The 22,428-nt window shown below is 61.5% G+C and carries 20 protein-coding genes; 9 read left to right on the top strand and 11 right to left on the bottom strand.

What is annotated here, in order from left to right; genetic code table 11:
- Positions 1 to 202 precede the first annotated feature (202 nt).
- Entirely contained in the window at positions 203 to 700 is a 498-nt protein-coding gene (locus tag JK176_RS05210) for a DUF2721 domain-containing protein (RefSeq protein ID WP_194261100.1), read from the bottom strand.
- Positions 701 to 838: 138 nt separating this feature from the next.
- Between JK176_RS05210 and JK176_RS05205 the strand changes: the two genes are divergently transcribed.
- Both JK176_RS05205 and JK176_RS05200 read left to right on the top strand, forming a co-directional pair.
- Positions 839 to 1,696, top strand: coding sequence for a creatininase family protein (locus tag JK176_RS05205; protein WP_211586793.1), 858 nt, complete (start codon positions 839 to 841; stop codon positions 1,694 to 1,696).
- Positions 1,693 to 2,922, top strand: coding sequence for a YncE family protein (locus JK176_RS05200; RefSeq protein ID WP_211563833.1), 1,230 nt, complete (start codon positions 1,693 to 1,695; stop codon positions 2,920 to 2,922). Before JK176_RS05205 ends, JK176_RS05200 begins: the two co-directional genes overlap by 4 nt.
- A 43-nt stretch (positions 2,923 to 2,965) precedes the next feature.
- Here the strand turns inward: JK176_RS05200 and JK176_RS05195 are convergent, their stop codons facing one another.
- The 5 genes from JK176_RS05195 to JK176_RS05175 all read right to left on the bottom strand — a co-directional run bounded on the left by JK176_RS05195 (position 2,966) and on the right by JK176_RS05175 (position 7,425).
- Positions 2,966 to 3,706: an RNase A-like domain-containing protein gene (locus tag JK176_RS05195; protein WP_211586792.1), complete on the bottom strand. Its 741-nt coding sequence runs from the start codon at positions 3,704 to 3,706 to the stop codon at positions 2,966 to 2,968.
- A 16-nt stretch (positions 3,707 to 3,722) separates the two neighbouring features.
- Positions 3,723 to 3,947 carry a hypothetical protein gene (locus JK176_RS05190; protein WP_211586791.1) on the bottom strand — a complete coding sequence of 75 codons (225 nt, stop codon included), beginning with the start codon at positions 3,945 to 3,947 and terminating at the stop codon, positions 3,723 to 3,725.
- A 15-nt stretch (positions 3,948 to 3,962) separates the two neighbouring features.
- Complete coding sequence (locus JK176_RS05185) at positions 3,963 to 4,268, bottom strand: hypothetical protein (protein ID WP_211586790.1); 306 nt, start codon at positions 4,266 to 4,268, stop codon at positions 3,963 to 3,965.
- Positions 4,269 to 4,488: 220 nt separating this feature from the next.
- Entirely contained in the window at positions 4,489 to 6,897 is a 2,409-nt protein-coding gene (locus JK176_RS05180) for a mechanosensitive ion channel family protein (protein ID WP_211586789.1), read from the bottom strand.
- A 138-nt stretch (positions 6,898 to 7,035) separates the two neighbouring features.
- Positions 7,036 to 7,425 carry a helix-turn-helix domain-containing protein gene (locus tag JK176_RS05175; RefSeq protein WP_211586781.1) on the bottom strand — a complete coding sequence of 130 codons (390 nt, stop codon included), beginning with the start codon at positions 7,423 to 7,425 and terminating at the stop codon, positions 7,036 to 7,038.
- Positions 7,426 to 7,534: 109 nt separating this feature from the next.
- Between JK176_RS05175 and JK176_RS05170 the strand changes: the two genes are divergently transcribed.
- Both JK176_RS05170 and JK176_RS05165 read left to right on the top strand, forming a co-directional pair.
- Positions 7,535 to 8,632 (top strand): SDR family oxidoreductase, encoded by a 1,098-nt coding sequence (locus JK176_RS05170; protein WP_249194204.1) that lies wholly within the window; start codon positions 7,535 to 7,537, stop codon positions 8,630 to 8,632.
- Positions 8,633 to 8,758: 126 nt separating this feature from the next.
- On the top strand, positions 8,759 to 10,855 hold the full coding sequence (locus tag JK176_RS05165; protein WP_249194203.1) for a protein-disulfide reductase DsbD: 2,097 nt from the start codon (positions 8,759 to 8,761) through the stop codon (positions 10,853 to 10,855).
- A 30-nt stretch (positions 10,856 to 10,885) separates the two neighbouring features.
- On the opposite strand, the gene JK176_RS05160 is transcribed toward JK176_RS05165, so the two are convergent.
- The 3 genes from JK176_RS05160 to JK176_RS05150 form a co-directional block, all read right to left on the bottom strand.
- Complete coding sequence (locus JK176_RS05160) at positions 10,886 to 11,416, bottom strand: cupin domain-containing protein (protein WP_249194201.1); 531 nt, start codon at positions 11,414 to 11,416, stop codon at positions 10,886 to 10,888.
- Positions 11,417 to 11,517: 101 nt separating this feature from the next.
- Positions 11,518 to 13,875 (bottom strand): TonB-dependent receptor, encoded by a 2,358-nt coding sequence (locus JK176_RS05155; RefSeq protein ID WP_211586777.1) that lies wholly within the window; start codon positions 13,873 to 13,875, stop codon positions 11,518 to 11,520.
- Positions 13,876 to 14,068: 193 nt separating this feature from the next.
- Positions 14,069 to 14,992, bottom strand: a complete 924-nt coding sequence (locus tag JK176_RS05150) for a LysR family transcriptional regulator (RefSeq protein WP_211586775.1) — start codon at positions 14,990 to 14,992, stop codon at positions 14,069 to 14,071.
- Positions 14,993 to 15,166: 174 nt separating this feature from the next.
- Here JK176_RS05150 and JK176_RS05145 point away from each other — a divergent pair, with 174 nt between their 5' ends.
- From JK176_RS05145 to JK176_RS05125, 5 genes are read left to right on the top strand one after another with little or no spacing between them, the layout of a single operon-like run.
- Positions 15,167 to 16,627, top strand: a complete 1,461-nt coding sequence (locus JK176_RS05145) for a SidA/IucD/PvdA family monooxygenase (protein WP_211586773.1) — start codon at positions 15,167 to 15,169, stop codon at positions 16,625 to 16,627.
- A gap of 14 nt (positions 16,628 to 16,641) precedes the next feature.
- On the top strand, positions 16,642 to 17,541 hold the full coding sequence (gene puuE, locus JK176_RS05140; protein WP_211586772.1) for an allantoinase PuuE: 900 nt from the start codon (positions 16,642 to 16,644) through the stop codon (positions 17,539 to 17,541).
- Positions 17,538 to 18,062, top strand: a complete 525-nt coding sequence (uraD, locus tag JK176_RS05135; protein WP_211586770.1) for a 2-oxo-4-hydroxy-4-carboxy-5-ureidoimidazoline decarboxylase — start codon at positions 17,538 to 17,540, stop codon at positions 18,060 to 18,062. The genes puuE and uraD overlap by 4 nt, the downstream gene beginning before the upstream one ends.
- On the top strand, positions 18,059 to 18,391 hold the full coding sequence (uraH, locus tag JK176_RS05130; RefSeq protein ID WP_211586768.1) for a hydroxyisourate hydrolase: 333 nt from the start codon (positions 18,059 to 18,061) through the stop codon (positions 18,389 to 18,391). The genes uraD and uraH overlap by 4 nt, the downstream gene beginning before the upstream one ends.
- A gap of 9 nt (positions 18,392 to 18,400) precedes the next feature.
- Positions 18,401 to 19,804: a nucleobase:cation symporter-2 family protein gene (locus JK176_RS05125; RefSeq protein WP_211575070.1), complete on the top strand. Its 1,404-nt coding sequence runs from the start codon at positions 18,401 to 18,403 to the stop codon at positions 19,802 to 19,804.
- Between the two features lie 119 nt (positions 19,805 to 19,923).
- Here JK176_RS05125 and JK176_RS05120 read toward each other — a convergent pair whose 3' ends face one another.
- Positions 19,924 to 20,901, bottom strand: a complete 978-nt coding sequence (locus tag JK176_RS05120; RefSeq protein WP_211586766.1) for a DUF3034 family protein — start codon at positions 20,899 to 20,901, stop codon at positions 19,924 to 19,926.
- 178 nt (positions 20,902 to 21,079) lie between these two features.
- Positions 21,080 to 22,420, bottom strand: a complete 1,341-nt coding sequence (gene guaD / locus JK176_RS05115; protein ID WP_194267110.1) for a guanine deaminase — start codon at positions 22,418 to 22,420, stop codon at positions 21,080 to 21,082.
- Positions 22,421 to 22,428: the final 8 nt, after the last annotated feature.

The following is a 22,428-nucleotide window of genomic DNA, read 5'->3' as shown; positions in this document are numbered from 1 at the left end:
AATACAGATGCAGGGTCAGACCTGCATTTCCTGCATAAATGCTTTTTAAACTTTCGCCGTCTTTGTGGAACGGAGGTTTCCGTTACGAAGATGCGATTATTTCATCAAGGATGAAGTAAAACGCGATCAGGGGAATTGCCCGGATTTCTTTCGGAAAACAGTACCGTTCCCGGTGGTTTTTGAAATAAAATTGCGCGACGGCTTATTCCGCGTTGAGGCTCAGATCGCTGTCATGGCGCAGGCCGTGCCAGCTCAGGAGGGTGTCGGCGAGGAAGAACATGAGCGATCCGACGGTGCAGGCGAGAGCTATGCCAAAAAACGCCAGCAGCCATGCCGAAGTCGAAGCATCGCGCAGAGAGCCTACGAACAGCGCCATGGCCGCGCCGCAGGTTGAAGCGCCTCCGATCCCGTTCAGGAGAATCGCGGCGTCCAGAACGAAGACGCGGCGATGCAGTCGGGCCTGCTGGTTTCGCAGGCGGGCGGGCGTGTCGATGGGATCGACGGGTGTATCGTCCGTTTTCGGAGTGCCGAGTTTCTTGCGGACGTCTTCAAGATGGTCCGTGACGCGGGCCAGACGGGTGTTGAAGACGTTGATGAGGGTGCCGATGCCGGAGAGCATGAAAACCGGCGTAAGCGCGACCTGAATCAGGTGGGCGGCGCTGTCGACAGGATCGGGGTCGTAGGAAATCGGAAAAGGCATGATGTCTTATACTGCATGATGCGTTTGCGAAAAGACCGGCGTCTTCTGAAAGGGCCGGTTTGGAAACGCGGCCTCTGGAACAGGAAGGGGAAGATGGGGTAGGGAAGGGCAGCCATTGCCAGAGGTGTTCCGGCCCTGATGTTCAACCTGCTTCGTCTGTCGTGTCGTTCTGCCCTGTTCTGTGCGGGGATCGGGCTGTCTGCGGGTTTCGCGCAGGCGCAGGGGTTGGACGAGGGCGGCGCACACTGCACCGGACTGGCGCTTCAGGCGGAATTTGCGTGCCGGAGCTGGACCGAGGTGGCGCAGGATGTGAAGGCAGGGACCGATACCGTCATCATCCCTGTCGGCGGGACCGAGCAGAGCGGGCCTTATATCGCGGTCGGCAAGCATAATGTACGGGCTCAGGTTCTGGCGGATACGATTGCCGTTCAGGCCGGGCATACGCTGGTGGCGCCTGTTGTGGCCTATGTGCCGGAGGGCTCGACCAGCCCGCGCACGTCTCACATGAAGTTTCCGGGCACGATTTCCGTGCCGCCTGCCGTGTTCGAGGGGCTGCTCAAGGGCGCTGCGGAGAGTTTTCGCGTTCAGGGGTTCAGGCGGATCGTGCTGCTGGGCGACCATGGGGGATACCAGTCTTTCATGGCGCAGGTGGCGCAGGAGCTGAACCGGGCCTGGAAGGGTCAGGCCGCCGTGCTTTATGTGCGGGATTATTATGAAGTCGTGCCCCATCAGTATGCCGATGCCCTGCGTGCGCAGGGTTATGGCGCGGAAGTGGGGCTTCATGCGGAGCTGAGCGATACGTCGCTGATGCTGGCGGTTGATCCGTCGCTTGTGCATAAGGAGGCGTTGCGCAAGGCTTCGAAACCGGGTGTGGCCGAGGGCGTCTATGGTGGCGATCCGCGGCGGGCATCGGCCGAACTCGGCAGGATCGGCACGGAGATGCAGATCCGGACCGCGGTTGCGGCAATCCAGTCTTTCCAAAGGAGCCATCCATGACCTTCAAGACTCCTCTTCTGGTGGCGATGACGCTGCTGGGAACTACCTTGGGAGCTGCCGCGGCCCATGCGCAGGACTATTCTCCGAGCGCGCCGATGGTTCCGGTTCCGGCCGATGCGTCCGCGCCGGTCGCCCCGGTTGCGGCGTCCGGCATCCAGACGATTCCGGGGATGCCGCCTGTGATCGATCCGAAGAACATCTATAGCGAGACGACCCCGTCCCATATTTCGCCCGCAATCGCGCAGGACCCGGCCCGCGTTTATGTGCCGAACCTGCGCGGAGACAGCGTTTCCGTCATTGATCCGGCGTCTTTTCAGGTCGTGGACACGTTCCCGGTCGGGCATTCGCCGCAGCATGTTGTGCCGTCCTGGGACCTGCGGACGCTGTGGGTGACGAATAACAGCGAAGGCCGTCCGGACGGGTCGCTCACGCCGATCAATCCGGCGACGGCCAAGCCGGGTCCGTCCATTGCCGTGGATGATCCGTACAACATGTATTTCACGCCGGACGGAAAATACGCGATCACGGTGGCCGAGGCGCACAAGCGTCTGGACTTCCGCGATCCGCATACGATGGAGCTGAAAGGCTCGGTCGAGACGCCGGAATGCAAGGGCGTCAATCACGCCGATTTTTCCATCGACGGGAAATACGCGATCTTCACCTGCGAGTTCGGCGGTTATGTTGCCAAGGTCGATACGGTGAACCTGAAGATGATCGGGATGCTGAAGCTGTCCAAGGGCGGGATGCCGCAGGACATCCTGACGGCGCCGGATGGTCATAAGTTCTATGTCGCGGACATGATGGCGGACGGTGTGTTCGTCGTGGACGGGGATTCCTTCAAGGAAACCGGCTTCATTCCGACGGGTATCGGTACGCATGGCCTGTATCCGAGCCGTGACGGCAAGATGATGTATGTCGCCAATCGTGGGTCACACCGCATTCATGGTCCGAAGCATGGGCCGGGTGGCGTTTCGGTCATCGATTTTGCGACGGACAAGGTCGTCAAGACCTGGATGATCCCCGGTGGCGGTAGCCCGGACATGGGCAATGTCAGCGCGGACGGCAAGCTGCTCTGGCTGTCGGGCCGGTTCGACGATGTGGTTTATGCGATCGACACCGATACGGGGGCGATGCGCAAGATCCCGGTTGGCGCGGAGCCGCATGGTCTGACGGTCTGGCCGCAGCCGGGACGCTACAGCGTCGGGCATACGGGGATTTTGCGGTAAGGTCTGAAAAGGGGGGGAGCGTTCTGCTCTCCCCCTTTTTTTGTCAGGCGTAGATCCTGATGGTCTCGATATAATAGGCCATTCCGCGGAGTTCGCGCTTGGTCAGGGTGACGGACAGTGTTTTGCCGGGTGTCGGGCGGCGATCCTGTTCCGTGATGACAATGCCGACGCCTTCGGGAAAATCCTGTTCGAAGCTCTCGCGCATACCGTTAGGCGTTTCGGAAAGCCATGCGTCGATTGCGTCCCCGTTGCTCTGAAGCGTCTGGAGAATGGCACGTTCTGCGTCTTCCTTTGTGTGGAAGAAAGAAACGGAGCGGAGTTTTTCGCGGTCAAACCGCTCTTCGATATCCGAGTCTGTCAGGGCGATATGACGCTCCATAACGCAGCCTCCGAGCTGGCGGGCTGAAGTGTCCGGCCAGGGAGGAGGTCCGATTTCGAGGCTCTGTAACAGGGCTGTCCAGAAGTCGTGGAGGCTGGGAAACGGAGCCGAGTGTTCCGGGAGCCAGGCAGTCTGATCATTGAACCGCGCAACCGGATCGAAAGCGATCAGGGCCCATGTGATCCGGGCCAGATCGGTCTCGTTGCAGGCCAGCAGGATTTCGAGTTCGCGGATGGCTGCGGCCCGGGTGAGGAAAGTCCGGGTTTCCGTCACGTCCTGAATGACGTCCATCAGGGTTTCGCCGAATGTGTCGACATCCTCCCCGAACGGACCGGCGCCGTAGCTGGCCAGTTGTGGAAAGAGGCGGCGGTATTCCTGATCCGGCAGGTCTGATGGGATAGTCATTTTTATGAGCTCGGGCTTATTGGCTTGGGGATTTTCTGGTGAACAGGCGGTCGATCGCAGGGCCGATGAAGTAGCCGATGATTCCGGTGATCAGGACGGAGGGCCAGGCCCAGCCGGCGTAATCCTTGAAGAAATCCTGATTTTCCAGATAGGTCATGACGGCGATGTCGATCAGGACGAGGGTCCACAGCGTTGTGGACAGGAAAGGCTGGAGCCAGGCGTGGCGGACTGTGCGGGACATGCGGGTCTCTCCGGCTTACGAGATCGAGACGTGGAAGACGAAGATCATCCCGCAGATGAAGGCGCCGAACAGCGGCAGCCAGCAGGTGTGCAGGTGGTTGTGGCTGTCCATGTAGGAATAGGCCAGCGCGAGTGCGACGTAGACATGCGCGAAGACGAGGCCGAGGACCATGCCGATGAAGCGCTTTTTCAGAACCTGCTCTTCCTGACGGTTCTTTTCGGCGAGGACGGTCGGGTCAGGGCGCTCCATTGGAGTTTCGGCGGAGGGCGTGGTTTTCGGGTCGGCGGCTGACGGCTCTGGTGAGACCAGGACAAGAGACATCGCTGAATTCCTTGGCGTGATCCTCGCCGATCGGCGGGCGATGCGGGGCCGCGGGAAGATCGGGCCGGGAAATCGTCTGCGGGGAACCGGGAGGAAGGTTCTCGATAATGTGTGGGCAGAATGAGCCTGTCCGCACGGCAATGCAAGACTTTATTTAAATGATTAAGGGTTAGGCTTCCCGGCAATAAAAAACCGGCTCCTGAGAGGAGCCGGTTCGGGGTCAGGCCTGACCGGGGGCGTTGTTTTCGGGGGCGTCGTTGGCCGGGATGGGAAGCGGGGCGTCCGTGGTGATGCGCATGGCGTTGCCGGGCGGCGTCGTGAAGTAGGATGTGCCGGTGTAGAACTTGATGCTGGCGGCGGCGAGCTGGTTGGTGATGCGGCGGTAGAACTCGCGTTTGACCTTCCATTTCATCATCGGTGCCGTGCGGAAGCTGCCGAGCAGGGTGGCGCCGCCGCTGTCGCTGTTGTCCACGCCCAGATCGTTATAGTCCGACAGGATCATGGGGCCGAAGACCGCATCTTCGCGCATTTCCTTGAGGGTTTTCGTCATGATGGCTGTCACGCGCGGCAAGTCTTCGGACAGGTCGAGCTGCTGTTTGACGATGACCTGATTGTAGCCGCGCGCGGTGTTGGCGATCGAGGAGACGGACGAGAACGGGATGATGTGAAGGTCCCCGTTGATGTCGCGAACCTTCACGGTGCGGATCGAGAGGTTTTCCACCGTTCCTGAAACGCCGCCGGTCGTGACCCAGTCACCGACCTGAATGGCGTCTTCGACGAGCATGAAGAAGCCCGTGATGAAGTCCTTGACCAGACTTTGCGAACCGAAGGCGATGGCCGCACCCATGATGCCTGCGCCGGTGAGCAGCGGGGTGACGTTGATGCCGATCTGCGAGAGCGTTGTGACGGCGACGATGATGATGATGATGGCCAGCAGGACGGTGCGGATGATGGGCAGCACCGTGCGCAGGCGGGTTGCGCGGGCGAACTGGTCCGAATTTTCGAAACGGGTGAGCTGCTGGCTGAGGAAAGCGTTGATGATTTCCCAGATCGTGACCGCGATGCTCAGGGCGACCAGCATGGTCAGGACGGCGTCGAGCAGATGGCGTCCGACGGCATTTTTGATGAAGAAGCCGAACGTGGGCAGACCCCAGGCTTCCGTCATGGCGATCAGGGTCAGGAAGAGGATGGCGCCAGTCAGGATACGCCGGGCGAAGGGGTAGTAGCGGTCGGCGCGTTTCTGGATGTCGGGGAAGCGTTCGGTCAGGACGGGGTTGATGCGGAAGAAGCGGTCCTGAAGGCCGTAGGCGAGCACGGCGATCAGACGGGATGCGACGAGAATGCCGATCGTAATGCCCGTGGTGTCGAGAATCCAGCGATAGCCCCCTGGAAGATGGGCGGCCCAGACGATCCAGAGGGAGGCGTCGAGGAACATGGCCGGGACCCACCACAGGCGCGTGATGGCGACAATGAAGGTCCACATCGCGGTGTTGGGGACGGCGCGCGGCTGAAGCGCGCTGCTAACGAGGTGTCGGACCCGCCAGATGAAGACGGCGATCAGGATGTGTTCGATCAGGATGATGCCGCGGATCATCGCATCCGTGCCGCGCGGCGAGAGATTGAACTGGCTGCCCAGTGTGGACAGGCAGAAGACGATGGCGGGGGCTGCGACCAGCACGTTCCACCAGCGGGTCAGCAGGAAGGCGGTGGCGTCCGTGGCGGGCAGGAGGCGGATCGTGGGGGAGCGGGGCGCGAATCCGGTTTCGACGAAAAGATAGAGAATCCGGGCGGCGGCGTAGCAGTTGGCGAGCGTCATGATGACGTTGTCGGTCTTGGCGCTCCAGGGGAGGACCAGAACGGCCAGATAGGCGACGGCCAGAAAAACGAGGACCGGGATGGCTTTTAGCGCGAAATGTCCGAGCGCATAGGGGACGCGGGACAGGAAGCGCAGGGTTTCGACCTGACGCCGCTGGTCGGCGGCGCGGGTTTCGCTGGAGCCATCGACGATGGGGTCATGCGCTGCGGCGTCTTCGTTCGCGACGGTGTTGCGCTGTTCCCGGTTTTCGGCGTTCTGCGTGAGTTGAACCAGCGGTTTGTGCAGGCTCAGGGCGACGATCCGCTCCAGAGCCACGCCGCAGAGCATGACCACGATGCCGCCTGCGAAGGCATGCAGGATCGTGCTGCGGGTATCGGGGGAGGCAAGGGTCGTGTGGGCCCATCGGCCAACGATTCCGAGGTCGCTGAACAGATCGAGGAAATTATGCAGATAGCCAAGAGCCTGAAGGCGGATGCTGCTCAGGCCGGTATGGATGTCGGGCGGTACATCGGCGACGGTTTTGGCGGGTGCGGCTTTTGCGGGGGCTGCGGCAGGGGTTGAGGCTGCGACCGGAAGGCCGCGGGCCATCAGGTCAAGGGTGTGGGTGAAGGCGTCCCGTTCCTTGGGGTTGTTCAGGACGTTGAGGAGCTGCTGGGCTTCCTGCTGGCTGAGGGGATGGGTGCTGTCGGCGGCTTTTGCCGGAAGGGCGGGCGCCAGAAAACCGAGGAGCAGAAAGAGGAAGAGGCCGAGGACGGCACGTCCGGTTCGCGGGCGGGGTGAGGCGGACGGATCGGGACGGGGGATCGACGGCATCGGTCTGTTGGGTCCTTGAGATTACGCGTTCTGGGCTGCGGTCTGATATCCGCACCGGGTGGTCCGCCGAGGGCGGTTGTTATGTGCAAACATGGCACAGGGGGGTGGCTCTGTCCTACCCCTCTTCCTGTGGGTGTTTTATTCGGAAAGGGGTCTGTCGTCGGGCATCAGCCGGTCGAGGGCCTCGGCGTTTCTGATGGCCCAGTGGTAGAGAAGCTCCACCGGTTCCACGAAGGTCTGCCCCAGATCCGTCAGGCTGTAATCGACATGGGGCGGCATGATCTGCCGGACGTTGCGGCGGATGAGGCCCTGTGTTTCGAGTTCGCGCAGGGTCTGGGTCATCATTTTTTTCGACAGGCCGGGGATGCTGCGCTGGAGCTTTCCGGGGCGTGCCGTGCCGCCCAGAAGATGCAGCGTGTGCAGGATCATGGTGGTCCATTTTCCGCTGAAAAGCCTCAGGATCCGGCGGGGCGCACAGTCTTCGGCGAAGGGTGCCTGACGGTACTGTTCGGGCAGCGGCGGGGTCATGAAGTGGGCACCTTTTGGTCACCAGGGCACGAAAAGGTGCCGTCTGGTGGAAATGCGGATCGTCTCCAAGATGTGGAGCAGACCCTGTTTTCTGCAAAGGAAAAATCCCATGACATCTTCTGTTCCTGCCCCTGCTGGAGCTTCAGCCCGGACCGCGCTGGTCGTCGGGGTGACCGGTATTGTTGGCCAGAATATTGCGGCGCGTCTCGTGGCCGAAGGCTGGACCGTGCATGGTCTGGCGCGCAGACCGCGTCATGACATGGCGGGCGTGCTGCCGGTTGAGGCCGATCTGCTGGATCTGCCAGCGCTGACGCATGCGCTGCGGGATCTGCGGCCGAGCCATGTGTTTTTCTGCTCTTGGCTGCGTCAGGAGACGGAGGAAGAGAACTGCCGCGTCAATTCCGCGATGATCCGCAATGTGTTCGCCGCTCTGCCGGAGTCGGGGCTTCTGGTTCATGCGGCGCTGACGACGGGCATGAAGCATTATCTTGGTCCGTTCGAATCCTATGCGTCCGGTGAGCCGCCGGTGACGCCGTTCCGCGAAGATGCGCCCCGACTGGATCTGCCCAATTTCTATTACGATCAGGAAGACGCGCTTTATGAAGCCGCCGCACGACACGGGTTTTCGTGGAGTGTGCATCGTCCGCATACCGTGATCGGCTATGCGGTTGGCAATGCGATGAACATGGGCAGCACGCTGGCGGTCTATGCGACAATCTGCCGCGAGACCGGACGGCCTTTCGTGTTTCCGGGATCTCCCGTGCAGTGGAACGCCCTGACGGATCTGACCGATGCGCGGCAACTGGCGCGGCAGCTTTTCTGGGCCTCGACCGAGGCGGGGGGACGCAATCAGGCGTTCAATATCGTGAACGGGGATGTGTTCCGCTGGAAATGGCTCTGGCCGCGTCTGGCGGAATTGTTCGGAATTGAGGCTGCACCATATCCCGGCCATGCGACGTCCCTTGAAGAGACGCTTGCGGGGGATGCGGAGCTCTGGGAGCGGATTGCCACGAAGTACGGGCTTGCGGAGAGCCGGATCGAACGGCTGGCTTCGGCCTGGCATACGGATGCCGATCTGGGGCGACCGGTCGAATGTGTGACGGATATTAGCAAAAGCCGCCTCGCGGGGTTTGCGGGATATCAGTACACGCCGGACTCTTTCACCGATCTGTTCACGCGGCTGCGGGCTGAGAAGCTGATCCCGTAACACGGGGTTTTCAGGGCCTTCCGGTTTCACGACCGGAAGGGTCCTGCTTTTCGTTTCAGTCAGTGATATGGTGAGGGCTGTTTTCTGAAAACGTGGAATGAGCCTGTCTTGCATCGAATGTTCAGCATGTCGGCCCTGCTCTTGGCAGGGGTTCTGGGTCTGGGTTCCGTGTCCGCACGGGCGGCGGAAAGTGCGCCGGTTGCGTCTGCGAACGACACCGCGACTCTTGTCACGGATCGCGATGCGGTCGGGCCGGACCAGCATCTTCGGGTTGGGCTGCGGCTTCAGCTCAAGCCGGGCTGGCATACTTACTGGATCAATCCGGGCGACGCCGGAGACACCCCGACGCTGGATGTGACGGCGGACGGCGCTGCGACGGGCAAGGGTGGTCCGATCCACTGGCCGGTGCCCGTGCGGATCAGCGAGGGCGGCCTCATGTCCTACGCTTATATTAATGAAGTGACGCTGCCGGAGGATCTGGTTCTCAAGGGGGTCGGCGGGACGACGCTTCACGCCCACGCGGAATGGCTTGTCTGCGCGCAGGTCTGCATTCCAGAGAGCGGCGATTTCACGCTGATGCTTCCTGCTTCGGCGGCTGATGTGCCGGAAGGCGGGGTGCAGGCGGATCTGTTCCGCAAGGCCGAGGCTGCCACGCCAGTGGCGTCGCCGTTTGCGGCCAGTGTGTCGGGCGATGGTGTGTTGACGCTTTCAGGCAAGGGGCTGTCTGCGGCATCCGTGTCGCAGGCGTGGTTCCTGCCGCAGGATGGGGGCGTGATCGATCAGGTCGCGGAACAACCTCTGCATGTTTCGGACGGCCAGCTCACGCTTGGATTGAAATTCCTGAAATCGGCGCATCGGGATAAGCCGCTGCTGGGTGTGGTCGTGCTCAAGGATGCGGCGGGGCAGGAAAGCCCGTTGCAGATTGAGGCCCGCCCGGTTGGTGGGGCGTCTGCTGCGGCTCCTGTGCAGGCGGATGCGGCACCGGCTTCGGATGTGCCGACGGGCGCGGGTTGGCTGCGGGTTCTGCTGTTTGCTTTTGTGGGCGGCCTGATTCTGAACCTGATGCCGTGTGTGTTTCCGGTTCTGGCGATGAAGGCGCTGTCTCTGGCGAAAATGGGCGGTGCTGGACGGGGGGCGCAGCTTCAGAGTGCGCTGTTCTATACGCTGGGCGTGACCGGGGCTTTTGCGGCGCTGGGCATTGTCATGATCGGACTACGTCTGGCCGGGTCTGCGGCGGGATGGGGCTTTCAGTTCCAGTCGCCGGGATTTGTGGTCGGCGTGTGCTGGTTGCTGTTTCTGATGGGGCTGAACCTGCTGGGTGTGTTTGAAGTCAGCGCCGGGCGTCTGGGTCAGGTCCAGACTGGGGGCGGTCGGAGTGGGGACATGATGACGGGCCTGCTGGCGGTCATTGTGGCGACGCCCTGCACGGCGCCGTTCATGGGGGTCGCCATTGCCGGGGCTCTGGGTGGGCCGCCGGTGATGGGGGTTCTGGTGTTCCTGTCGATGGGGCTGGGGCTGGCGTTTCCGTATATTCTTGTGGCCGGGGTTCCGGGTGTGGCGTCGCAAATGCCGAAGCCGGGGGCATGGATGGGTATTCTCAAGCAGGTTCTGGCGTTTCCGCTGTTTGCGACCTGTGTGTGGCTGCTCTGGGTGGCGGCAATCCAGCGGGGCGTGACGTTTGTGGCGCTGACGGCCGGGGGCGTTGTGCTTCTGGGCTTTGCGGGCTGGATTTATGGTGTTGGGCAGCGTCGGTCCATGCTGGAAGGCGGCCGTGGGACAGTGGCGTTCTGCCGGATCGTGGCTGTGCTGTGTGTTGTGGTGTGTGGAGCCGCGCTGGCGCAGGGGCTGCGGGCCGCGCCGGTTCCTGTGGTCGTGGGTGCCTCGGACTCTGGGATCGAACCATTCTCCGAGGCGCGTCTGGCCGAGCTTCGGGCGCAGGGCAAGCCGGTGTTCATCGACATGACGGCGTCATGGTGCATCACCTGCATGGTCAATGAGCGTGTGGCGCTGGATGTGCCATCCGTTCAGCAGGCTTTCCGGGACCACAAGATCGTGTTCCTCAAAGGGGACTGGACGAACCGCAATGCGGCGATCGGCGCGTTCCTCAAGGCGCATGGGCGTGATGGTGTGCCGTTCTACATCTATTATGCGCCGCATCAGGATGGCGTTGTGCTGCCGCAGATCCTGACGCCGGGTATTGTGCTCTCGACAATCGGGAAATGACGTTGCGATATTCGGGCCGTCTGGAACGATTCAACGGCCCGTATTGCGCGGGTCGTCCTGCGGATTGACGTAGGCCATGCTGAACGGGCCCGTTCCTGAAACCTGAAGGACGGCGCCCTGACGTCCGGCCTTGATGGCGTGCGGGACGTTGACCGGCAGATGGACGAAGCCGCCCGGGCCGAGCGCGCGCTGCTGTGTTGTGTCGATGTTCTGCCCTACGAAGTGCTGGATGTTGCCGCTGATGACGGTCAGCATTTCGTCCAGATTATGGGTGTGGGGCGGGATGAACGATCCGGCGGGCATCATGACGCGCAGGGTGAAGGGGCCGGGTTTTGTGGTGTCGCCTGTCAGGATGGCGATTTTCGTTCCGTGAGGGAACATGGCAGGCGCGGGCTGCCATGCCACGGCGTCTGAATCTTCGATGATCGTAACGCCAGAGTTGTCCTGCGCGGGTTCGGTCGGGATCGGGGCAGCCTGTGCTGCCGAGAATAATGCGAGCGCTGTGCCGAAAAGTAGGGCTGAGCTGGCGGACTGTTTTCTGGAAATCATGCCGAAGGGCATTGGGGGGTCTCCTCCGTTCCACAGGGATGTGGGGCCGTGTTGCGGGAACGCAGCGGAGGAGACGTGGTTTTGGGACGAGGCGCGTGCCCCGTCCCTTCCGGTCAGAACGCGGTGGAGATTGTTCCGGTCATGGAAAAGCGCGGAGAAACCATGAAAGAGTTTCCGTAGCCGGTATAGGGCGCCAGATTGCCGCTATGGACCGTGCTCGGGTCCTTGGCGCTATAGACCGCGCCCATGGCGCCGGTGCGGACGATCGAGCCGGTGAGGTTGGTGAAGTTCAGGCGGAAGGTCGGGGACTGCGCGAACATGAAGGGCTTGAAGTGATAGCCCATCGAGAGCGTGTCGGTGACGTAGCCCGGAATGCGCTGGTCGCCGGCGATACTGACGGATTGCGGGCCGGTATAGTGGACGGTGCCGTTCGCGAAGAAGCCCTTGTAGGTGTAGGTCAGGCCGAAATTCGCGATGACATGCGGAGCCATGACGGCCTGCGTGCCCTTGGAATGCAGCATCGTGTTCAGATACGGATCGAAGACGTTGCTGTCCTGTGAGGCATGCAGATATTCGACGGAGGCGTAAGGACTGAAGCCGTGGATCGGGCGTCCGGCGATCATGACGTCAAAGCCGCGCATCTGCTGGCTGCCGATATTGAACGGCTTGTAGCTGTTCATGCCGACATACTGGTCTACGATGCGGTTGGTGAGGTTGTAGTTGAAGAACGCGACATCGGCGACGATGTAATCGTCGTGGTAGCGGTAGCCGAGTTCTTCCTTGATGGAATACTGGTTCTTGGGAATGGCGACGCTGGTGTAGAGCCAGCCGAGATCGACCGCGCTGGGCTGGCGGTAGTCGCCTTCCACGTTCAGATAGACCTGATGGTGGTTGTTGATGCGGTAGCCGATTGAAAGCTGCGGCAGCGGGGCTGTGCGGTTGGCTTCCTGACGGCCGTAATAATCCTTGTTCCAGATGTTCGTCATGACGAACTTGAACCCGGCGTCCACCGTCAGGTGATCGTTGAAATACTTGGCCGTGTCATGCACGAACAGGGACTGGATTTCGTAACCCGCCGTCTGTTTGTCGCCAGCGGAAATCTGGTACGCGGCCCAGTTGGGGCTTGGTGCGTTGCCGTCCGCCATCTGATAGCTGCTGGGGTAGGACTGGATCGTCTGGGTGTTTTCATACCAGTAGCCGACCGAGAACGTGTTGTGCCGGTCGATTTCCCAGTTGAGTTTCGTGATCGTTCCGACCGAACGGTATTCGTTCTGCAGGAAGTAGTTCGTCAGGCCGCGTGTTACACCTGCGGCATCGGTCGTCGTGCCGCCCGGAGAGGCGTCCCAGCCCTGCCCGAAGCTGAAATAGGGATGGATGTCGAACGACAGGTGCGAGGGGAGAACGATATGAACCGGGGCCGAGATGAAAATCTGGTTCCAGTGGTCGTTGTTGTTGCCCCAGTAGTTGTTGCTCTTGCGATCATCCGTCCGGCCATAACCCTGTCCGGTGTGTTTGTAGCGGAAGAACTGGTCGGAGGTGGGGTAGTTGTCGATGACGAAGTCGGCGGAGTTCCAGGACAGGAAGAACTTGGCGTTGGAGCCGTTATGCCAGTCTTTCTGGAGGCCGAAATCGATGTGTTTGCGCTGGTTGGTGCCAGCACCCATCCAAGAGCGGGCATGGGTGTTGGAAAACGAGAAATAACCGCGCACGCCGCTATGGCCGATTTCGCCGGACTCCAGACGGAGGAACTCGCGCGAGAGGTTGTTGGTGCCGTAGGAAAAGTCGATCAGGCCGCCGCGTTTTTGCGACGGGGTGCGTGTTTCCTCGTTCATGACGCCACCGGCGGCGGACATGACGGGTAGATCCGTGGCAGAGGAACCGGGCGTGACGCTGACACTCTCGACGTTTTCGGAGTCGACGTTCTCGCTCAGATATTTTGCCGCAGCTGCCGGGGCACCGTCCACCAGAAGGCCCATATCGAGATCCGTCAGGCCGCGGGACTGGATCTGGCCGCCTTGCATGCCCGACGAATCCGGCGTCGTAACGTTGAGGCTTGGCAGGTTCTGGATCAGGTCGAGCGCCGTGCTGGTCGGCGCGCGCATGTCGATGAATTCCTTGGTGACGGTCTGCACGGCGTGGGGGGCGGTTTCGACGCGCATCATACCGCCGCCGCCGTTCAGCGCGCGGCGCGAGGACGTGACAGAAACCGTTTCGGCAGCAGACGCATCAAGCGCATGGGGTGCGCGCGGTGCAGCGGCTGTGCGTGACGGGGGCCGGGCCGCTTTCGGAGCGTTGCGGCTGGAGGTCTGATGGCGCGGGGTGTGGTGTTTCGCTGGCTGTGCGGCGCGGGCTGGCGTTGCGAAAGCGGCGAGCACGCTGCCGGCGAGACAGGTGACGGCGAGAAGCTGACGTCTGTAGCCCAGTGAGCCGGAGCGTGATCCGGAGCCGCGGGACTGATGGTTGTCTTTCATGCTGCCGGGCTCCTGCGTCTGTCGCACCAAAAGGTGCACTTTGGAAACGGTATTTATTCGAAACGTGGATGTAAAACGGATGGCCTATCTCCATCAAAGATAAAATGAAGGCCGGGGCATTGCCGTTTTTAGGGTGGTGCAAAAATGTGACAGTCTATGTCTCCCGTATGACGCGGTTTTTCGGGGCGGGAAATCAGGCCGTGGGCTGGGGCTGTGTGGTGGGGGAGAGGAACTCTTTTTCGAGTTCGGAAATCACCAGTCGGGCGGCACCGGAAAGCTGGCGGGAGTGGTCCACGCACAGGGCGAGCGTCAGAGGGGCGAGGTCGTGGTTGGAAATCGGAATGAAGGCCAGTTCGCCGCGTGTGACCTCTTCCATGACGTCGAGCGCGCTGAGGATTCCGAGGCCGATGCCCTCGCGGACCAGAGACTTGATCATCTGGATATTGTCGGAGGACGCAGCGGCATGGATGTTGAGATTGCTGTCGATCTGAAGAATGTCGATCTGGCGGTGCAGGGCAAGCGGGGGCTCGGGCATAATCATGGGATAATTCATCGCCAGACTGAAACGGGCGCTTTTGCGTTCGGCGACGGGATGGTTCGGCAGGCAGACGAAGCCGAGCGGAAAATCCTTGTGCGCGCGAACCAGAAGGCCGCGGGCATGGGTCGGGTTGAGCAGTAGAGCGAGATCGACCGAACCGTCGATCAGGGTGTTCTGGATGCGGCTGTTGTCGAGGACATGGGTGCAGATGGTGATGCCGGGATGGGTCGTGCGCATGGCGCGGAGCAGGCGGGGCAGGAAGCCGCGGGTCAGGGCGTCGGGGACGGCGATATCCACCTGCCCACGGCGCAGGCCGCGCATGTCTTCGATCTGGACGCACATATTGGTCAGGTCCCGCGACCACTGCTTGCCGTGTGCATAAAGCAGTTCGCCTGTGGCGGTCAGGCGCAGGCCGGTGGGCAGGCGCTCGAACAGGGGCGTACCGAGGGATTCCTCGCCCTGAAGGATCTGCCGGTCAATGGCGGAGGCGGCGATGCGCAGATGTTCGGAGGCGCGACGGATGGAACCGTGCTGGGCGACGGCGAGGAAGTAGCGCAGGAAGCGTGAGAAGACAGGCATGGAAGAACTGCTCTCTTTTTGCGAACGGGAGGAGCGTTTTTATGGAGTATACGACCTTGAGGCGGTGTGAAACTATCCCGCCCGACAGGTGACCTGTCGTTTTTGATGCGGAAAGACACTCCGGCGCCCTCCGGAGACTGCCCTGTCCGTGCCGGTTCTTTGGGGTTTGACCACATGACATCCACCGTTTCTCCCGTCGATGCTCCGGTTCTGGAGGCTTTGGCTGCGCTTTCGGGGCGTGTGCGGGAGGATCTGGCGAAAATCCGCTATGCGACGGGCAACTGGAGCCTGACGCAGGACCGGGACGGGGAAGCGGTTCTGGATGTGGCGATCATCGGCGCGGGGCAGGGGGGCATTACGTCGTGCTTTGGGTTGCGCCGGCAGGGTGTGACCAATGTGCAGGTCTTTGAAAAAGCAGCGAAAGGCGGCGAAGGTCCGTGGGTGACGTTTGCGCGCATGATTACGCTGCGCACGCCCCGGCATGTGACGGGGCCGGATCTGGGAATTCCGAGCCTCACGCCGCAATCCTGGTTCGAGGCGCGTTACGGCGCGCAGGCGTGGGAGGATCTGGACAAGATTTCCCGCCATGACTGGCAGGCCTATCTGGACTGGGTGCGGCAGACGCTCGACATCCCGGTCGTGAACGATCAGGAACTGGTGCATGTCGGCTGGGACGACGGCCTGCTGCGGCTGACGTTCCGCAATGCGGCCGGTCAGGAAACGGCGCGTCTGGCGCGGCGGATGGTGCTGGCGACGGGCATCGACGGCGGCGGGACGTGGCATGTGCCGTTCTTCATTTCCGACACACTGCCGAAATCCGTTTATGCCCATACGCATGAAGACATTGATTTCGAGGCACTGAAGGGCAAGCGGATCGGTGTTCTGGGGGCCGGGGCCTCCGCGTTCGACAATGCGGCGACGGCGCTGGAAAAGGGCGCGGGTCGGGTGGATTTGTGCCTGCGTCGGGCGAAAATCCCGGCCATCAATCCGTATCGCTGGATGGAAAATGCGGGCTTTCTGGCGCATTTCTCGGAACTGCCGGACCTGACGCGCTGGCGTTTCATGCGGCAGATTTACAGCCTGAACCAGCCACCGCCGCAGGACACGTTCTGGCGCTGCCGCCGTCATGAGAACTTCGCCTTCCATCCCGGAACGCCCTGGACGGCAACGCGGATGGACGGCGACGAGATCGTGGTGACGACGCCGCAGGGCGAGATGCGGTTCGATTTCCTGATTATCGGGACGGGGTTCACGATCGACCTGTCGCAGCGTCCGGAAACGCGGGATTTTGCGTCGTCTGTTCTGCTGTGGCGCGATCATTTCACGCCTCCTGCCGGGGAAGACAGTGCGCTTCTGGGGAGCCATCCCTATCTGGGTGCGCGGTTCCAGTTCCTGCCGAAAGACAAGGCTGATCCGAAGGCGCCGATGCTGGCGGCAATTTACAATTTCACGTTCGGGGCCATGCCGAGCATGGGGCTTTCTGGTGCGTCCATCAGCGGGATGCGTTTTGGCGTGGAGAAGCTGGCGCGGGGCATTGCGCGTGATCTGTTCGTCGAGGATGGCGACAGGCATCTGGCGAGCCTGCTGGCTTATGACACGGAAGAACTCGTCAGCCTCGATCCGCCGGTTCTTTGAGAAGGGAGACGCCCATGACGCAGGACAGCTACCCGCGGGACATGATCGGTTATGGCCGTACGCCGCCTAATCCGAAATGGCCGAATGGCGCGCGTATCGCCGTGCAGTTCGTCATCAATTACGAGGAAGGGGCGGAGAATTCGGTTCTGCATGGGGATGCGGGGTCCGAAGCATTCCTGTCCGAAATGGTGGGCACGAAATCCATTATCGGGGCGCGCTGTGCGCAGATGGAGAGCCTGTACGAATATGGCAGCCGGGCCGGGTTCTGGCGGCTGCGGCGTCTGTTCGATGACGCCGGGATGCCGGTGACGGTGTTTGGTGTGGCGAAGGCGCTGGCCCGTAATCCGGATGCGGTGGCGGCCATGAAGGAGAGCGGCTGGGAGATTGCGTCTCACGGTCTGCGCTGGATTGATTATCAGGATTTTCCTGAGGATGTGGAGCGGGCGCATATCCGCGAGGCCATTGCGCTGCATACCGAAGTGACGGGAGAGCGGCCGCTGGGCTGGTATCAGGGGCGCACGAGCCCGAACACGGCGCGTCTGGTCGCGGAGGAAGGCGGGTTTGTTTACGACGCCGATTCCTATGCGGATGACCTGCCGTATTACGATCGGACCAATGGTCGGGCGCAGCTGATCGTGCCCTATACGCTGGACGCGAATGACATGAAGTTCGCGGCGCTGAACGGTTTTACGGAAGGCGAGCAGTTCTTCACTTATCTGCGCGATGCGTTCGATATGCTGTATCGCGAGGGCGGCCGGATGATGTCGATCGGGCTGCATTGCCGTCTGGCGGGCAAGCCGGCGCGGGCGCTGGGGTTGCTGAAGTTTCTGGAGCATATTCAGAAGCGCGAAGGCGTGTGGGTGGCGACGCGGCTGGATATCGCGCGACACTGGCAGTCTGTGCATCCGGCATGAAGATTTCAGACGTCAATGCACTGCCGGATGACGCGTTTGTGACGCAGTTCGGTGGGCTTTACGAACATTCGCCCTGGGTGGCGGAAGGAGCGCTGAAGGCACGGCCTTTTGAGAATGGGGATGCGATGCTATCCGCGTTTGCGCAGATTGTGCGGTCTGCGGGCGTGGAGGCGCAGCTTGCGCTGGTGCGGGCGCATCCGGAACTTGGGCACCGGGCGGGGATTGATCCGGATCTGACGGAACATTCCGCCTCGGAACAGGCTTCGGTCGGGCTGGATCGTCTGACGCCTGCGGAATATGAGCGGTTCCGGGGGCTCAATGACGCGTATCGCGCGCGGTTTTCCATGCCGTTCGTGATCTGCGTGCGCAAGGTCGCTGCACCCGGAAAAGCGGCGAAGACCGTGATTATGGATGAAATGGAGCGCCGTCTTTCTGGCACTCCCGAACAGGAACTGACCGAGGCGCTGACGCAGATTGATGCGATTGCAGGGCTTCGTCTGAAAGATCTGGTGACGGCATGAGTTCTCTGTCCACGCATGTTCTCGATACGGTGTCCGGAAAGCCTGCCGCGGGTGTGAGCCTGCGTCTGTTGCAGGGGGACCGGGTTCTGTTTGAAGGCCAGACGAATGCAGATGGGCGTTGCCCGGAGCTGCGGGATGTTGCGGTTTCGAAAGGGACGTATTGTCTGGAGTTCCGGATTGGCGATTATTTTCGCAAAAGCGAGCAGGTTCTGTCTGATCCGCCGTTTCTGGATGTGGTGCCGATCGTGTTCGGGCTGGCGGCGGAAGCCCATGCGCATGTGCCGCTGCTGGCGGCGCCGTTCGGATATTCCACCTATCGCGGAAGCTGAGGGCTTTTCATGACTGCCGAGAATGCCGCGATGACCGGTCTGCATCCCGTTGACGAGAAACTGCCGGTCTGGCGGCTTGGGGCCTACGGGTTGCAGCATGTGCTGGCGTTCTATTCGGCGGCGGTCATCGTCCCGATCCTCGTGGCAGGGGCGCTGCATCTGCCGCGCGAGACGCTGATCCATCTGATTGATGCGGATCTGTTCACCTGCGGGATTGCTTCACTGCTTCAGGCGGTGGGGTTTGGCCCGGTCGGGGTTCGGCTACCGCTGTTGCAGGGTGTGACGTTCACCGCCGTGGGGCCGATGATCGCCATTGGCTCTGCTGTGGGCGGGGGGACGCCGGGGCTGCTGTCCATCTACGGGTCGGTCATCGTGGCGGGGTTCGTGACGTTGCTGATGGCGCGGCATTTCGCCGGGCTGGTGCGGTTTTTTCCGCCGGTCGTGACCGGGTCCATCATTCTCATCATCGGTCTGGCGCTGCTGCCGGTGGCGGCGAATGATATTGTCTCGGGAGCCAGTCCGTCCGTCATGCAGGATCATGTTCCGTTGCGGAGCATCTGGTACGGGTTGGGGACGCTGGCATCCATTCTGGTGATCCAGCGGCTGTTTCGCGGGTTTATTGCCACGATTGCCGTGCTGATCGGACTGGTTCTGGGAACGCTGGTGGCCTGGATACTGGGCGATGCGAATTTCGGAGAAGTGTCGTCCGCGCCGCTCCTGTCCATCACGCATCCGTTCTATTTCGGGATGCCGACATTTCATCCGGTCTCGATCCTGTCGATGGTGATCGTCATGACGATTTCCATGATCGAGACGATCGGCAACGTCTATGCGACGGGTGAAATCGTGGACAAGCCGATCACGTCCGAAGACATCGCCCGCACGCTTCGGGCCGATGGCATCGCGACCATGCTGGGCGGGGTGCTGAACTCGTTTCCCTATACGTGTTTTGCTGAAAATGTCGGGCTGGTGAGGATGACGGCAGTGAAGAGCCGCTGGGTTGTGGCGGCTGCGGCGGTCATCATGATGCTGCTGGGGTGTCTGCCGCGTCTGGGCGCGCTGGTGGCTGCGGTGCCGCTGCCGGTTCTGGGTGGTGCTGCGCTGGCAATGTTTGCGACCGTGGCGGTCGTGGGTGTGCAGACGCTGTCACGGGTGGATTTCAACCGACAGAGCAATGTGATTATCGTGGGCACCAGTATTGGACTGAGTATGTTGGCGACGGCGCAGCCGCATATCTCCGATACGTTTCCGATGTGGGCGAAGATTGTCTTCGGGAGCGGGATTACGCTTGGATCGCTGTCAGCAATTTCGCTGCATCTGATTTTCAATGTGAAGCGGACGATTCACGAGGCAACGCATGCGACGGATGTTCCGCGTGAGTCGTTGATTGATGAGCGTATCCGCGAAGGGTGAGGCTCAGGGCGCTGCCCTGAAACCCGCCAAAGGCCGGGGGCCTCTGGACACCGATTCATGTAATCAGGGTGCAGGGATCGAGATCCCTGCCGGGTCCGGGCAGAGCCCGGATTGTCACGTCAGAATCCCGTTTGGGCGGAAAAATAAAAGCCCGTCTGGTTTTTGAACGTCGCGATCGTGCCAAGTGACACATAGGCGAGCGTGATGTTCAGGTGCTTGTTGATGAAATAGCTGGTGTAGACGTCGAACCAGTTGCTTTCGTCGGTGAAGCGCTGGTTACGGGGCTTGGTGCGGTATTCCACGCCGACGATGAGGCCGGGGAGGAAGGGCGGCAGATAGCCGAGGGAACCTTCGAACTGCGCGTGGTAATTGTTGTCGAGGTCGCCGCCGAAGCCGATGATGCCCCACTGATTGGCCTTGGTGAAGCGGACGGTGGTGTCGATCAGGATGCCAACTTTCGGAAACAGCTTGGTGACGGCGAGATAGGCGTCTGCGCCATCGGTGTGTTTTGAGCCGACCATGTGAATGATGCGGCTGTCGCTATCATGTTTGTACATGGCGCCGATGGCGACCTGTGGGATCAGGGTATTGTCGGCGACATGGCCGAAAAGGCGGACTTTCGCGCCTGCGACGTCGAGGTCAAATTGGTAGCCGTTGCCGATGCCGAGCTTGGCGCCTGTGGCGCGGGTCTGGAAGAAATTATGGGTGTAGGAAAGCTCAATGCGGTCGAAAAGGCCGATTGAGGCGCCGACGTTCTGGTCCCAGTAATTGGTGACGTTCACGTAGCTGTAGTGAAAGGCCATGCCTGCGCTCTTGTCGCTGCCATAGCCGCTGATGGTGGCCCAGGTTGCGAGGCCGCCGCCGCTTGAACCTTCAAGAGACGTCATGCCACCGGTGCCGATTGCGCGCTGTCCGTCAAAGAGGGTGCGGAACAGGGATTTGCTGTTGCCGTCATTGCCGAGCGTGACCTGCGGCGTCTCTGCCGTGCTGTCTGCGGCGTGTGCGGTGTGGTCTGGAAGAAAGGTGCTGAGGGACAGGACCGCAGTCAGGGACATCAGGGATCGGACGGCCTGTGCGGATGAGGAGAAGCGGTGCATGGGTCCTGCTTTTAGGTCGCGAGCCCGAGGGTGAGCCAGGAGTATTCTCGCAGGTTAAATACTGCCGTCAGTATGACTGTGGAAATACTGATAAATAATTAAGATGGCCGCGCGATTTTGAAAAAATTCAGTGTCAAAAGATGACATCGCTCCTTCTGTAATGTGTGGGCTTGTGGCGTCAGGTTGCGTTGCGCTGGTGGCGGAGTTCCCCGGCGACATAGGTGGCGGCGACGCTGCGGTCGTCGCCCAGCATGGTGAGGGCGAACAGGCGGTCGGCGAGGGTTTCGGCTGTCTGCGCGCGGATGCGGCCCAGAGGTGTGGCGGCGGGATCGAAGACGCAGAGATCGGCATAGAGGCCGGGCCGGATGCTGCCGATCCTGTCCTGAAGGCCGAGGGACTGTGCGCCTCCCGCCGTGGCGAGCCAGAGCCCCTGTGCGGGATGGAGTTTGGTCTGGAGGCCTTGTGCGACCTTGTAGGCGTCGGAGAGAACCTGAAGCAGCGACAGGGACGGCCCGGCGCCGATGTCGCTGCCGATGCCGACGCGCACGCGGCGTTCGGGTTTGAGGGCTTCAAAAAGCGGGAAAGATCCGCTGCCGAGGAACTGGTTTGAGCCGGGACAGTGCGCGATGGAGCAGCCGGTGTCGTGACAGCGCTGGAAATCGGCTTCTTCGGCATGGACGGCGTGGGCGAGGATGGCGCGGGGGCGCAGGAGACCGGCCTTGTCGTACACGTTCAGATAGGAGTTGCGATCGGGGAAAAGTTCGCGGACCCAGGCGATTTCGGAGCGGTTTTCGAGCAGATGCGTCTGCATGAACAGGTCGGGTTTCGTGGCGAGGAGGGCGCCTGCGAGATCGAGCTGTTCGGGGGTGCTGGTGGGGGCGAAGCGGGGGGTGACGGCGTAAAGCTGGCGTCCGCGATTGTGCCAGCGTGCGATGAGGTCCGCGGACTGGTCGTAGCCGCTCTGGGCGGTGTCGCGCAGGTTTTCCGGCGCGTTACGGTCCATCAGGACCTTCCCTGCAATCATGCAGGTGTTGAGGCGTTCGGATTCCTCGAAGAAGGCGTCTACGGACTGGGGGTGGACCGTGCAGTACACGGCGGCCGTCGTGGTGCCGACGCGCAGGAGTTCGTTCAGGAACTGCCGCGCGACAGTGCGGGCATAAGTCAGATCCGCGTAGCGGGCTTCGGCGGGGAAAACATAGTGTTCCAGCCATTCCAGAAGCTGCTCGCCATAGGATGCGATGACCGGGAGCTGCGGGTAATGGACGTGCGTGTCGATCATGCCGGCGGAAATGAGCATGTCGGGGTAGTGGTCGATGGGTGTGCCTGTGGGGATTGTGTCGCGCAGACTGTCCCAGGGACCGGCAGCGGTGATGCGGCCGTTTTCGATCAAGATCAGGCCGTCGGACTCGTAATGCAGGGCGTCCATGGGATCGGTGGTGAAGGGATCCGCATGGAAGGTCAGGAAGGGGCCGCGAATGGCCTTTTGGGAAATGGTGTGGGGAGTGCTGCTCTCGGTCATGGAAAATC

The sequence above is a fragment of the Gluconobacter sp. Dm-73 genome (assembly GCF_018256215.1).
Lineage (GTDB): Bacteria > Pseudomonadota > Alphaproteobacteria > Acetobacterales > Acetobacteraceae > Gluconobacter > Gluconobacter cadivus.
This window is presented reverse-complemented; position numbering and strand designations above follow the sequence as displayed.

Bases quoted from the DNA above. Each gene is read 5' to 3' on its own strand.
- JK176_RS05210 (WP_194261100.1), bottom strand. From the start codon at position 700: ATGCCTTTTCCGATTTCCTACGACCCCGATCCTGTCGACAGCGCCGCC.
- JK176_RS05205 (WP_211586793.1), top strand. From the start codon at position 839: ATGTTCAACCTGCTTCGTCTGTCGTGTCGTTCTGCCCTGTTCTGTGCG.
- JK176_RS05200 (WP_211563833.1), top strand. From the start codon at position 1,693: ATGACCTTCAAGACTCCTCTTCTGGTGGCGATGACGCTGCTGGGAACT.
- JK176_RS05195 (WP_211586792.1), bottom strand. From the start codon at position 3,706: ATGACTATCCCATCAGACCTGCCGGATCAGGAATACCGCCGCCTCTTT.
- JK176_RS05190 (WP_211586791.1), bottom strand. From the start codon at position 3,947: ATGTCCCGCACAGTCCGCCACGCCTGGCTCCAGCCTTTCCTGTCCACA.
- JK176_RS05185 (WP_211586790.1), bottom strand. From the start codon at position 4,268: ATGTCTCTTGTCCTGGTCTCACCAGAGCCGTCAGCCGCCGACCCGAAA.
- JK176_RS05180 (WP_211586789.1), bottom strand. From the start codon at position 6,897: ATGCCGTCGATCCCCCGTCCCGATCCGTCCGCCTCACCCCGCCCGCGA.
- JK176_RS05175 (WP_211586781.1), bottom strand. From the start codon at position 7,425: ATGACCCCGCCGCTGCCCGAACAGTACCGTCAGGCACCCTTCGCCGAA.
- JK176_RS05170 (WP_249194204.1), top strand. From the start codon at position 7,535: ATGACATCTTCTGTTCCTGCCCCTGCTGGAGCTTCAGCCCGGACCGCG.
- JK176_RS05165 (WP_249194203.1), top strand. From the start codon at position 8,759: ATGTCGGCCCTGCTCTTGGCAGGGGTTCTGGGTCTGGGTTCCGTGTCC.
- JK176_RS05160 (WP_249194201.1), bottom strand. From the start codon at position 11,416: ATGCCCTTCGGCATGATTTCCAGAAAACAGTCCGCCAGCTCAGCCCTA.
- JK176_RS05155 (WP_211586777.1), bottom strand. From the start codon at position 13,875: ATGAAAGACAACCATCAGTCCCGCGGCTCCGGATCACGCTCCGGCTCA.
- JK176_RS05150 (WP_211586775.1), bottom strand. From the start codon at position 14,992: ATGCCTGTCTTCTCACGCTTCCTGCGCTACTTCCTCGCCGTCGCCCAG.
- JK176_RS05145 (WP_211586773.1), top strand. From the start codon at position 15,167: ATGACATCCACCGTTTCTCCCGTCGATGCTCCGGTTCTGGAGGCTTTG.
- puuE (WP_211586772.1), top strand. From the start codon at position 16,642: ATGACGCAGGACAGCTACCCGCGGGACATGATCGGTTATGGCCGTACG.
- uraD (WP_211586770.1), top strand. From the start codon at position 17,538: ATGAAGATTTCAGACGTCAATGCACTGCCGGATGACGCGTTTGTGACG.
- uraH (WP_211586768.1), top strand. From the start codon at position 18,059: ATGAGTTCTCTGTCCACGCATGTTCTCGATACGGTGTCCGGAAAGCCT.
- JK176_RS05125 (WP_211575070.1), top strand. From the start codon at position 18,401: ATGACTGCCGAGAATGCCGCGATGACCGGTCTGCATCCCGTTGACGAG.
- JK176_RS05120 (WP_211586766.1), bottom strand. From the start codon at position 20,901: ATGCACCGCTTCTCCTCATCCGCACAGGCCGTCCGATCCCTGATGTCC.
- guaD (WP_194267110.1), bottom strand. From the start codon at position 22,420: ATGACCGAGAGCAGCACTCCCCACACCATTTCCCAAAAGGCCATTCGC.